The sequence below is a fragment of the Paenibacillus sp. FSL R5-0701 genome, from assembly GCF_037973995.1.
GTDB lineage: Bacteria > Bacillota > Bacilli > Paenibacillales > Paenibacillaceae > Paenibacillus.
In genome coordinates this window covers 5,680,749-5,693,411 of the sequence record NZ_CP150230.1, presented here as the reverse complement: position 1 = coordinate 5,693,411, position 12,663 = coordinate 5,680,749, and the positions used below count along the sequence as shown (strand labels likewise).

The window sequence follows — 12,663 nt, the reverse complement described above, 5'->3', positions numbered from 1 at the left end:
GGCATTACGTACGGTGGTGGAAGGGTTACGCTATTTACCAGATGTATCTGTTGAGTTATTGGTTGTTTTTCTATAGAATGAACAGTAGAATTGCTAATGATCGAAAGTTCCTATGCCATCAAGATGGCCATGGGTACACTTCAATTGTTCATTCTATATTGAAACATTAAGGGGGCTTGAAGCCATGGAATCCTTGGGAGGACTGCTTCAGCAGCTGAACCCTGCCTTTCGTGAGCAATCGCGGCGGATTGCGGCGGAATTGATGGAAAATCCGTACGTACGCGAATTCCGCGCAGGTCATCCTGAACTGCAAGATGCACAGCTCATGACCGATCTGAGCAAGCTGTTTCAGTACGCCAAAGACTCTAAGAACTGTGCGAATTGTCCGGGACTCGACAACTGTCCTAACGATTTTCAGGGCCACTTTTGCAAACTGGAAGTAGAACATTTTAACGGTAAACCCGAAATCATAGATATAAAAGCGCCTTGTTCCAAACATATCGCCCGGCAAAATGAACATATCATTAAGCAACGCATTCGCAGTTTCTATGTGGACGAGCGTGCGCTCAGTGCTGGATACAACGACGTGGAGATTATGGGCAAGGATCGGATGCGTGCTCCGGCAGTGAATCAGGTGCTTCGGTATATTAGGGAGACCAAGGAGAACGGATTATCTCCGCAAGGACTGTTTCTTGAGGGAACTTTCGGGACGGGTAAGACGTTCCTGATGTGTTATCTGCTGCATGAACTGGCGGTTGCAGGGCACACGGGTGTCATTATCTATATGCCTGACTTTGTGGAGGATCTGAAATCCATGATTAGTGAAGGGCAGAAGCTGAAGGAAATGACGGATATTTTGAAAAGCTGTGATCTGCTCATTTTTGATGATATTGGGGCAGAGAATCTGAACCCTTGGGTTCGGGATCATGTGATGGGGTCCATTCTGAACTATCGGATGAATCGCAAACCAACGTTCTATACGTCCAATTACAATCTGGATGGGCTTGAAAAACACCTGAGTTTCACCAATCGGGATGGCGAGGAAATGAATAAAGGTCAACGTTTGATGGACCGGATTCGTCCATTCGTGGATGTCATCTCCGTTCGGGGTGAGAATCAGCGTGGCAAACGTTAAACCGGTTAGCTTTTGGTCTGATTTACAAAATGTTCTTCTTAAACGATAAGTAGTCCCAAAAAAAGCCTGGCTTTCGCATTGTTGCGAAAACCGGGCTTTTCTGGTCCTGCGTGAGACCTGTGAGTGTCCTATTCGGTGAGGAATTTGAAGATAACCATACCGAAAAAAATCACTGTCATGAGACCGGCCATGCCGGCAACACCCGCGATCAGATCAAATAGATCGTTCCGGGGTTCCTCGTTCACATGTTCACGCGGGTCGCTGATCCGCACATTTGCATCCATGTTATTGCCTCCTTATGGGGAAACAGCTTGCCCTTATGGGGGCTGAAACCCGGAGTAATTTTAGTATACTTGGAAAAGAAAGCGTTTGTAAAGATTTTGCAGTTGGTATGCCATATCCTCTAATTGTGAAGATTTGATGTTGGGAAGATGAACATTGCAGCGTTCAATTCACAAGTTTGACGTACCTGTGTTATACTGGAAGTGTCGTTCACGACGTTACAGGTTAAAATAAACCGTAAGTATATATAAGGAGGACAATTTCATGGCTATTGTTAACGTATCCGATCAATCCTTCAACGCTGAAGTAGAAGGCGAAGGAACGGTTCTTGTTGATTTCTGGGCGCCTTGGTGTGGTCCTTGTAAAATGCTCGCTCCAATCCTGGAAGAGCTGTCCACAGAAGTTGGCGATGCAGTGAAAATTGCTAAAGTTAACGTGGATGAAAATCCGGAATCTGCTTCCCGCTTTGGCGTAATGAGCATTCCAACTTTGATCTTCTTCAAAGACGGTCAACCGGTAGATAAAGTGGTTGGTCTGAACTCGAAAGATGCGCTCAAAGGAATTATCGCAAAACACCAATAATTTACAGGCTTACACATACGCCTCCGGTTTACATGCCGGGGGCGTTTTGCGTCGAATACCTTTATATAGGGCAATATAAAGTAAAAATATTTTTTATACTTGAATGTAGAGTACAGAACCGATCTGGAGAAGCGAAGTGCTCGCGTTTATCCCGGATTCATCTCTGATATAGTTGGAACTATGTATTTACACAGTAACGGAGAGGACAGAAAAAACCCGAAGAAGCGAAGCGTTCCCCTTTATCAACAGATTTTTCCCTTGAGAAAAGGGAATGAAAAAAATCTGGGGATAACAGGGATTGGAAGGTTGTTCTGTCATCGTAGTGTCAGTGTGAATTATCTTTAGTTTCTTCTTATAGAAAAAGGTGACTCAGAGACAATACGATAACGGATTGGAAGACGGTACTGTAATCAGAATGGCTTAGTGTAACCTTTTATTTATACTTTTTTCGGGAAGGAGGATTCACCGAATTATGGATCAATTCATGAATGATTTGCAGGATCAGGAGAAGGCATTGGAGCAGATTCGCCACAAGCTCGCTTTGCTGCCAGACATGTCTGGTTGTTACCTGATGAAGAACAGTGAAGGCACCATTATCTACGTAGGTAAGGCCAAAGTGCTGAAGAACCGCGTACGCTCTTATTTTATCGGCAGTCATAATGGAAAGACTCAGCGTCTGGTGTCTGAAATCCGTGATTTTGAATATATCGTGACGGGCAGTAACATGGAAGCACTCATTCTGGAGTGTAACCTGATCAAAAAACATATGCCGCGGTATAACGTGTTGCTCAAGGATGATAAGACATTCCCATATCTTAAAATTACAAATGAAAAGCACCCCCGTCTGGAAGTAACCCGGCGTGTGCTGAAAGATAAAGCCAAATACTTCGGACCTTATCCGAACTCGTATGCGGCACACCAAACGAAAAAATTGCTCGACCGCATGTATCCACTGCGCAAATGTGGTGTAATGCCCAAAGAAGTGTGCCTGTACTATCACATGGGACAGTGTCTTGCCCCTTGTGTGAAGGAAGTGGAGAAGGAGCAGTACGACCAGATTTCACAAGAAATTGGTTCATTTCTGAGCGGCGGTCACGAAGAGATTAAGAAGGATCTGCAGCGTAAGATGCAAGAGGCTGCGGAGGATCTTTATTTTGAACGGGCCAAGGAACTGCGCGACCAGGTAATCGCCATCGATGCGATGATGGAAAAACAGAAAATTACGATGGCCGATGCCAGAGACCGTGATGTATTTGGTTTTGCCATTGATAAAGGCTGGATGTGTGTCCAGATTCTATATATGCGTCAGGGTAAAATGATTGAACGTCACGTATCAACCTTCCCGTTTTACGGTGAGGCGTACAGTGATTTCATGTCCTATGTAACACAGTATTACAGCGATAATCCGGCATTGCCACAAGAAATTTTGTTGCCGGAAATGCCCAAGGATCTTGCAACGGATAACGACAGTTTGGATACGGGTTCTGATGCTGATGGATCGGTACCTGCCGCAGTTACGGTGGAGTTCGATCAGACGGGACAAGTGGAGCACAGTTACGCTTCCCAGCCACTGGTTGCTGAGACTCGTGCAGCTTACGGAGGTTCCGCTGAGGCAGAAGGTGAACAACCTGACAGTATGCAAGAGGATGCTCCAATAACGGATACAACTGCTTCTACTGAAAAGCTTCCATCAGGACTGGAAGACCCAACTCAGGTTGCTGCTGCTTTACAGGAGTGGTTGGAGATCAAAGTGCTCATCCCGCAACGTGGATTGAAACGCCAGATGATCACCATGGCCGTGGATAACGCACGTGTGGCATTGGAAGAAAAGTTCCGTTTGATTGAGCGAAATGAAGAACGGACATCCAAAGCTGCCGAAGGGCTGGGACGTTTTATTGGATTGGATCAGCTTCACCGTATTGAAGCGTTTGATAACTCGAACATCCAGGGTACAAACCCGGTATCTGCCATGATTGTATTTACCGATGGTAAACCGGATAAGAAGGAATATCGGAAGTACAAGGTTCGTTCGGTTGAAGGGCCGGATGATTATGAAACGATGAGAGAGGTCATCCGTCGCCGTTACGAGCGAGTATTGAAAGAAAACCTGACCCAGCCTGACCTGATTGTGGTTGATGGTGGTAAAGGACAGATCTCGGCTGCGGTCGATATTTTGGAAAATGAGCTGGGGCTGTTTATTCCGGTATGTGGTCTGGTGAAGGATGCGAAGCATAAGACTTCACAGTTGATGATCGGTAATCCACCAGAAGTGATCTCCCTGCCTCGGGATAGCCAGGAATTCTACCTGTTGCAGCGGATACAGGAAGAGGTCCACCGTTTTGCGATCTCGTTCCACCGGGAACAACGTGGCAAATCGATGGTGACATCACGTTTGGATGCCATTCCGGGTATTGGAGAGAAGCGGCGTAAGTTGCTGTTGAAGCATTTTGGCTCTTTGCGCAAAATAAAAGAGGCCAGCGTCGAAGACTTCCGGCCTCTATCTATTGGTGACAAACTGGCAAATCAGATTATTGCAGCACTTCGTGATGAGGAGTCGTAACATACGGCTTCTCTTTTTGTTTTGGATTGAATTTGTAGACCACATATCCAACGATGGCCGGCAGTACAATCCAGAAGAGTCCGGCAGCCATATTCAGGGCATCGCCCATAAAGACCAAGCTGAGTCCCATCAGCAAGCTGTCGAAGATCACATGGGCAAATACAACGGCAATGAAGCCGTGACGCAGCATGATCAGACTGAACAGCAATCCAATCACCATCAGTTCAATGGGACGAGTGATTACTGGATAGATCGGATACAATGTGTGTCCAAGTGCCCAAATGATGGTTGGGATCAGACAGGCAATAAACGTGTTACGCACAATCTTTTGCATCATGCGAATGCCGAACAGTCGATAAACAGTTTCTTCACCAATACCGGCCATCCAGGCCATGATCGGGAAGAGCCAGGCATAGGTCATATTAAATGTAGATTGATCTGCTGACGTCGTTGACCATGTGCCGATGCTTCGCTCCAGAATGAAGAACAGGATGGATTGAACACCCAGTAGAATGAACGCCCACAGGTAACCAGCAACCATGCTGTGAAGTACATATTTTCCATATCCGGGTTCCTTGGCACGAGGCCATGGGTTCAGACCTATTTTACGCCACATGCCGTCACCAGCAACGAGAGACAGATAGATGGTTGCACTCATAACCAGTGTAATTCCTGCCTGCATTAACATCAGGAACGCTAACATGAAGCTGGAAAGTCCTTGTGCCTGAAAGAGTGGAATCATGTTCAGTGTACCAATTACTGAAGCTGCGAAATACACCAGCGAGAGAATGATTCCGCGTTTGAAAGATGTATGTGCTCGGGTCAGAATGCTATAGATGATTGCCAGCACGCCCAGAACAAAGGTCAGGAATGCATAGCCGCCATAAGTCATCCAATTGGCCTGACGTGTTTGATCTTTCACATAATCGGTATGGGATTCAGGGACCGAGAAGCCAGGATCGAACGATCGTACCGCACCCTCTTCAAACGTAAAGTTCAGTTCAAGCTTGGAGTCTCCGATGGCTTTTGCAGAATCTGTATACTTCAGTCCCGCTTCACCATCGCGAGTCTCCAGTTGAAGTGTAGGCACTTCATAACCGAATTCGGTCAGAACGCCAGCCGCGAGCTGTTGTTTCTCGTCCAGAGATATATTGCCTTCAGCAAGTACTTGCGATGTGGTCACTCGTCCACTAACCTGCTCCGCCTCAATGGCGGTATAGAGGGAAGAAGGCAGTTCCCGTTTGAAGCCGACTACTTTTCCTGTTTTCATATGTACGTCAACATTAAGATAACCGCCTTTGTGTTGATCAGGCAAACGAACGCGGAATACATCGTAAGGATAGCTAGTTTCCCATTTCTGGTTATAGGTATCAAGTTGTTTGGTTTTGGCCATATACCCGTAGATATCGGAATGTGTCTGGTAGGTTACCAGAGTTTTTTCATCATCATTTGGCAGTGAATAGTCATTCACAGAAGCTGCGAATGATCGTGCGGATTGCTTCGCCTGCTCCTTGGTTATGAAGGAGGTGGACGGAATTTCTGTCGTTTGTGATGAGGTAGCTGGAAAGATCTGAAATACAAAAAATAGAATCAGGCCAATCGCCGCAAGCAACCCCAGCCGCTTGAAGTTAGCCTTGAGTAGCAAAGGCTGCCCTAAGGGATTCATGTAATGGTGTTCCTCCTTAATCTAATATGGATATTAAAGTTAACATAGCACAGGGCAAGCACCGAATGCCAATGATGTAACGAAAACAGGTGTAAATCCTTGAAAATGAATGAAAAGGACCGAAAGAATCTGATCCATCCGTCGCCATATCTGAGTTCTTCCCTTTTTGGCGGAATTCGATGCTATTTACACAAAAAACGTTTTGTCTACAAACGTCGCAGCGCTTATAATTTTGAAGCAAATGTGCAATGATTCGCATGTCTTTCGCCCAACAAGGGAACGAATAGAATATATTCCAACTTCATTATATATGTCGTATTAATCTGAATCATACTTGTTTAACGTTTGGCAACAGCATTTCAAATGAAGAAGGCTCCACGGGTGTGGAGTTATTTTCATTTTAGAAGAGGTGGAAGATACTCAAGTGAAACTGAATGTTCAATGGATGCGATTATCGCCACCCCGTATTCTTGTGTTAGGATTTGCTGGCATCATATTGGTAGGTACACTATTGTTAATGCTTCCGGCATCCAACCGTAACGGTGACAGTCTTGCATTTATTGATGCGCTCTTTACAGCAACTTCGGCTGTTTGTGTCACCGGTTTGGTAGTGGTGGATACAGGGACTCATTTCTCGATGCTGGGTCAGGTTGTGATTGCGATTCTGATTCAGATTGGTGGACTGGGCTTCATGACAATGTCCACATTGGTTGCCATTGCGTTCAAACGGCGGATTTCGCTTAGAGAACGGTTGATTCTACAGGAAGCGATGAATCAGAGCACGATGGAGGGCATCGTCCGGCTGATTCGGAAAGTTGTGATCTACTCACTCATTATTGAAGGCATATGTGGCACACTGTTTGCCATCCGCTGGTCGTTCGACATGCCGGTCGGACAGGCGATCTATTATGGCTATTGGCATGCGATCTCCATGTTCAACAATGCGGGCTTTGATATGTTTGGCGATTTCCGCAGTCTGACCGGTTATGTGTATGACCCGTTGGTTAATTTTACAGCAATGTTCCTCATTGTCTCTGGCGGTATCGGTTTTGTGGTGTTGTCAGACCTGGTAGATTACCGCAAAACGCGAAAGCTGTCTCTGCACTCCAAAGTTGTACTGTTAACAACTGGATTGTTGATTGTGTTTGGTGCACTTGTCATTTTCGTATTTGAATTCAGCAATCCACGGACATTGGGTGGCCTGAACTGGGGTGGCAAAATTCTCGGTTCATTCTTCCAATCCATTACGCCGCGAACAGCAGGAGCCAATACGGTAGATATTGCGGGGCTGAGACAGGCAACACAGTTCTTTATGATCATTCTGATGTTCATTGGTGCTTCGCCGGGTTCTACCGGAGGCGGGATCAAAACAACGACATTTATGATTATGGCTGGAGCGGTCATCGCCATGATGCGTGGACGTGAAGATATCGTGTTTTTCCGCTATCGGCTCGTACAGGAACGGATTTTCAAGGCGCTTACCATTACATTGCTGGCGCTTTTGTTCATCATAGCTGTAACGATGGCACTGAGTACCACAGAAGACGCCAGTTTTATGATGATCTTATTTGAAACGACATCAGCTTTTGGTACTGTCGGATTATCGCTCGGACTGACGCTGAAGCTGACTACTTTGGGCAAACTTCTGATCTGTTTTACGATGTTTGCAGGAAGGCTTGGACCGATCACATTAGCGTATGCACTTGGGCAGAAAAAGGGTAAAGAGTTATACAGGTATCCGGAAGGCAAAATGATTATTGGATAAATCTATTATTAGTGAGTTATGAAATTGATCTGGATAAGGGGTTCGTGAAGAACAATGAAAACACAGCAGTTTGCGGTGATTGGGCTTGGGCGGTTTGGCTCCAGTCTGGCGCAGGAATTAATGGAACTCGGCTACGAGGTGCTCGGGATCGATAAAAATGAAGAAGTCGTCGAAGACATAAGTGAACTGGTCACCCATGCCGTTGTAGCTGATGCCACAGATGAGGAAGTGCTGCGCTCCCTGGGTATTCGAAATTTCGACTGTTGCATCGTAGCCATCGGGGATGATATTCAGACGAGCATTCTCACTGCCATCCTGCTGAAAGAGCTGGGTGTCAAGACGGTCGTTGCCAAGGCGATCTCCGTTCTTCACGGACGGGCACTCGACAAGCTGGGCATCGATCGTGTCGTTTATCCTGAGCGGGATATGGGCATTCGGGTTGCCCACCAGCTGGTTACCCCGAACTTGCTGGATTACATTGAATTATCCAATGATTACAGTATTGTTGAGATGAAGGTTCCCGCCTGTCTGCACAACAAAACCCTTTCAACCCTGAATGCACGCGTACGTTTTGGTTGCAGCATTGTGGCGTTACAGAAAGAAGCCGGGGTCATTATCGCTCCGACGGCATTGGACTCGCTTCAAATGGGGGATATCATGGTCATCATTGGTAATAATGCAGATATCGACCGATTTGAAGAAGAGGTTATCAGCCAGGAGAGCTGATAATTATCATAAGTTAAAATGGAAGAGCCAGGCGTTAGAGCCTGGCTGATTCAGATCAAAGCTAAGGCGTCGTAGTCCTCCGTGAGGGCAATGGCGCCTTAGCTGTAAAGAGTGCAGCCGTCTCCTTGACCCATTGTCTGGAGGTCTCGCTGAGGTCCTCTTTTTCCCCATATATCATGCAAGTTGTTCTGCGGGTCTGCTGTAATTGAGGCAAATGAACAGAAACCAGATCATTGTCCGCGAGCAATTGTGGACGAAGATATGACTTGGGCAATAGAGCAGCTGCTTTGGCGGAAGGCAGAAGTCGGATGATCGCTTCAAAGGAATCAATCTCCATGCGAATATCCGGCATCACGGCACAGCGCTGGAAGAGATCGTCCGTTAATTTGCGGTACCAGGTACCTTTGGAGAACGTGATCATCGGCAGATCCTGCAAATGCTCCATCCCGGCTTCCTTGCCGGATAAGGGGTGCGTGAGCGGTACAACCAGCTCCAGATGATCATCAAATAGCGGTACGCAGTTCAGCCCCACTTCGCTGATGGAGGAGGCGACAATGCCCACATCGGCTTTTTTGTCACGCACAAACGAGACAATCTCATGTGTTTTACCCGTCAACAGTTTCAGTTCGGCATTTGGATGTTTCTCCATAAAGGCATTGACGAGAGGTGGTAACGTAGTTTGAAGCGTCGTCAGACTGGCTCCGAGTGTAATGGCGCTCTGTTCTTCGTCTTTATACTGGGCCAGCATGGTGAGGAACTTCTGTTGCTGCTGCTTCTGTTCTACAGCGTAGGTATAGGTGAACTGGCCCACACTCGTTAACTCCAGCCGTTTGCCACGGCGGTGGAACAGTGCAACCCCGAGTTCATCCTCCAATTTGGCAATTTTACGTGAGAGTGCGGGTTGGGACAAGTTCAGTAACTTGGATGCACGGTTCAGGCTGGACTGCTCCACGACCGCTGCAAATGCATTTAACTCCTCAAACATGAACAATAACCTCTTTTCCATGAATGTGATTCTTGCCCTTGTTTAATCGTTTTCCATGTTGTATGGCCTGTAAACCCAATGTTTCACTGCTTATACCTATAGGTTATAACATTTAATAATTATATTGCAATTCCATTATAAGAAAAAAAGGAGTAACATGAACCGTGACACAAGTTGTTCACACCTGGGGAAAACGGAACAATTTGTCGAACCTTTTCAGGGAAAAGGATTCGTGTCATGATAAGTGAAATCATTTATGAAAACGTTGTATTTAGCGAAAGGGGATCGACATTTTATGAAAGGGTTTTACTCCAGAAAGCTGCACTCCTTGCTTGGCGTCATTCCGCTCAGTCTGTTTTTTGTTGAGCATTTGGTGACGAACTTCACGGCAGTTGAAGGCGGCAAAGAAGCTTTTTACGGTGCCGTTGCATTTCTGAACGGTTTGCCTCTTGTTATTGTAATTGAGGCATTACTTATCTGGCTGCCGTTGTTCTATCACGGTGTTTATGGTCTTTACATTGCCTATCAGGCCAAGCCTAACGTTGGGCGTTACGGTAATGAGCGCAACTGGCGCTACACGTTACAGAGGGTAAGCGGTATTATTACGTTTGTATTTGTCATCTGGCACGTATGGGAGACGCGAGTACAGATTGCGCTGGGTAATGTATCCCATGAAGAGATTGGCGGCGTTATACATGATGCGGTAACGAATCCGATAACCTTTGCGATATATATGATCAGTGTGGTTGCGGCGTCATATCACTTTGCCAATGGTCTGTGGTCGTTCCTCGTTAGCTGGGGAATCACAGTTGGTCCGCGTGCGCAGCGTGTATCCTCTTACGTATGTATGAGCTTGTTCGCTATTGTTTCCATCATGTTTATTGCTTCACTATTTGCTTTCCGGAGCATTGATTTCCAGACAGCTACTTCGATGATTGACGCAGTAAAAACAGTTCTAATTTAAGCATTTAGCGTATAAATGCTGACTTATAAGGGAGTGAACAGCAATGGCATCAACGAATGTAATTATTGTGGGCGGCGGTCTCGCAGGCTTGATGGCGGCGATCAAATCGGCTGAAGCCGGAGTCCATGTTCATTTATTTTCACTGGTTCCTGTTAAACGATCCCACTCTGTATGCGCACAAGGCGGCATTAACGGAGCGGTAAATACTAAGGGTGAGGGTGACTCCCCATGGGTACACTTTGACGATACGGTATACGGCGGTGACTTCCTTGCGAACCAACCTCCTGTTAAAGCGATGTGCGAAGCAGCACCTGGCATCATTCACTTGATGGACCGTATGGGCGTAATGTTCAACCGAACACCAGAAGGTTTGCTTGATTTCCGTCGTTTCGGGGGAACGAAGCATCACCGTACGGCGTTTGCCGGAGCGACAACAGGACAACAATTGCTCTATGCATTAGACGAGCAGGTACGTCGCTGGGAAGCAGCCGGACTGGTTACGAAATATGAGAACTGGGAGTTCCTGCAGGCGGTTTTGGATGATGAAGGCGTATGTCGCGGGATCGTGGCTCAGGATCTGAAAACGATGAAGGTACAGACCTTCCCGGCAGAAGCGGTTATTCTGGCGAGTGGTGGTCCGGGTATCATCTTCGGTAAAACGACCAACTCTGTAATTAACACAGGTACAGCGGCAAGTGCGGTGTATCAGCAAGGTGTAAACTACGCCAACGGGGAGTTCATTCAGATTCACCCAACAGCCATTCCAGGGGATGACAAGCTACGTCTCATGTCTGAATCCGCGCGTGGTGAAGGTGGACGGATCTGGACGTACAAAGACGGCAAACCTTGGTACTTCCTTGAAGAAAAATATCCATCCTACGGTAACCTGGTTCCACGTGATATCGCGACTCGTGAAATCTTCAGTGTCTGCGTAGACATGGGTCTGGGTGTGAACGGTGAGAACATGGTTTATCTCGATCTGTCGCACAAAGATCCGAAGGAACTGGATGTTAAACTCGGCGGAATCATTGAGATCTATGAGAAGTTCATGGGTGATGACCCGCGTAAAATCCCAATGAAAATTTTCCCGGCAGTCCACTATTCCATGGGCGGTATGTGGGTAGATTACAACCAAATGACTAACATTCCGGGGCTGTTCGCAGCTGGTGAATGTGAATATCAATACCATGGTGCGAACCGTCTGGGTGCAAACTCACTGGTATCTGCGATCTATGGTGGTATGGTGGCAGGACCAAAAGCGGCTGAATATATCAAAGGACTCAAAAAATCGTCCGCCGATATCCCATCTTCCGTATTTGAGAAACACACCAAACAACAAAGCGACAAATACGAAGGCATCTTGAAAATGCAGGGCACGGAGAATGCCTATGTCATTCATAAAGAGCTTGGCGAGTGGATGACAGCCAACATGACGGTTGTACGTTACAACGACAAGCTTGAAGCCACGATTGGCAAGATCAAGGAATTGAAAGAGCGTTATGGCAAAATCAACATGTATGACAGCTCCGGTTGGAATAACCCGAGCGCAGCATTCACTCGCCAACTGTGGAACATGATTGAATTGGCAGAAGCAATGACTCTCGGCGCACTGCTGCGTAATGAAAGCCGCGGCGCGCATTACAAACCGGAATTCACGGAACGTAATGACGAAGAGTTCCTGAAAACGACAATTGCGAGCTGGTCGAAGGAAGGCCCGAAAATCTCGTACGAGGAAGTAGACGTATCTCTGATCCCACCACGTATCCGGGATTACTCCAAGGATTAAGAAGTATCACACTATTCATGTAATGAATAGTTAAACACCTGAACGGAGAGGCAGGAGAACTTTGAAGAAGCAGAGCTTTTTCAAAGTTACTGCCATCAACGTGAGGGAAATGCCCAGAAGAAGCAAGCGCTTAGCGATGGTTCAGAACTTCAATACTGCCATCCACAATGAATTGGAGAGCAGTTTCCAGCAAAGTGACCCTGTATGCACGA

General features: G+C 46.6%; 10 protein-coding genes. 7 read left to right on the top strand and 3 right to left on the bottom strand.

The window, feature by feature from the left end:
* The first annotated feature begins 184 nt into the window (after positions 1-184).
* The gene (dnaI, locus tag MKZ13_RS25160) at positions 185-1,135 is read left to right on the top strand and encodes a primosomal protein DnaI (protein WP_076319793.1); all 951 of its coding nucleotides are present in this window, start codon (positions 185-187) and stop codon (positions 1,133-1,135) included.
* Positions 1,136-1,263: 128 nt separating this feature from the next.
* On the opposite strand, the gene MKZ13_RS25155 is transcribed toward dnaI, so the two are convergent.
* Positions 1,264-1,419, bottom strand: a complete 156-nt coding sequence (locus tag MKZ13_RS25155) for a hypothetical protein (RefSeq protein ID WP_017692450.1) — start codon at positions 1,417-1,419, stop codon at positions 1,264-1,266.
* A gap of 262 nt (positions 1,420-1,681) precedes the next feature.
* Here MKZ13_RS25155 and trxA point away from each other — a divergent pair, with 262 nt between their 5' ends.
* A complete protein-coding gene (trxA, locus tag MKZ13_RS25150; protein WP_017692451.1) occupies positions 1,682-1,999 on the top strand; it encodes a thioredoxin in 318 nt (105 codons plus the stop codon).
* Between the two features lie 472 nt (positions 2,000-2,471).
* Positions 2,472-4,559, top strand: a complete 2,088-nt coding sequence (gene uvrC, locus MKZ13_RS25145) for an excinuclease ABC subunit UvrC (RefSeq protein WP_221821005.1) — start codon at positions 2,472-2,474, stop codon at positions 4,557-4,559.
* Here uvrC and MKZ13_RS25140 read toward each other — a convergent pair.
* Complete coding sequence (locus tag MKZ13_RS25140) at positions 4,528-6,225, bottom strand: type II CAAX endopeptidase family protein (RefSeq protein ID WP_221821004.1); 1,698 nt, start codon at positions 6,223-6,225, stop codon at positions 4,528-4,530. The genes uvrC and MKZ13_RS25140 overlap by 32 nt on opposite strands.
* 424 nt (positions 6,226-6,649) lie before the next feature.
* Here MKZ13_RS25140 and MKZ13_RS25135 point away from each other — a divergent pair, with 424 nt between their 5' ends.
* Entirely contained in the window at positions 6,650-7,990 is a 1,341-nt protein-coding gene (locus tag MKZ13_RS25135; RefSeq protein ID WP_339179093.1) for a TrkH family potassium uptake protein, read from the top strand.
* A gap of 54 nt (positions 7,991-8,044) precedes the next feature.
* Complete coding sequence (locus tag MKZ13_RS25130) at positions 8,045-8,716, top strand: TrkA family potassium uptake protein (protein ID WP_017692455.1); 672 nt, start codon at positions 8,045-8,047, stop codon at positions 8,714-8,716.
* A gap of 61 nt (positions 8,717-8,777) precedes the next feature.
* Here the strand turns inward: MKZ13_RS25130 and MKZ13_RS25125 are convergent, their stop codons facing one another.
* The gene (locus MKZ13_RS25125) at positions 8,778-9,701 is read right to left on the bottom strand and encodes a LysR family transcriptional regulator (RefSeq protein WP_221821003.1); all 924 of its coding nucleotides are present in this window, start codon (positions 9,699-9,701) and stop codon (positions 8,778-8,780) included.
* 295 nt (positions 9,702-9,996) lie between these two features.
* On the opposite strand from MKZ13_RS25125, the gene MKZ13_RS25120 reads away from it, so the two are divergent.
* Both MKZ13_RS25120 and sdhA read left to right on the top strand, forming a co-directional pair.
* Positions 9,997-10,665 carry a succinate dehydrogenase cytochrome b558 subunit gene (locus tag MKZ13_RS25120; protein WP_036605792.1) on the top strand — a complete coding sequence of 223 codons (669 nt, stop codon included), beginning with the start codon at positions 9,997-9,999 and terminating at the stop codon, positions 10,663-10,665.
* Between the two features lie 43 nt (positions 10,666-10,708).
* Positions 10,709-12,451, top strand: a complete 1,743-nt coding sequence (gene sdhA / locus MKZ13_RS25115) for a succinate dehydrogenase flavoprotein subunit (protein WP_221821002.1) — start codon at positions 10,709-10,711, stop codon at positions 12,449-12,451.
* The last annotated feature ends 212 nt before the right edge of the window (positions 12,452-12,663 follow it).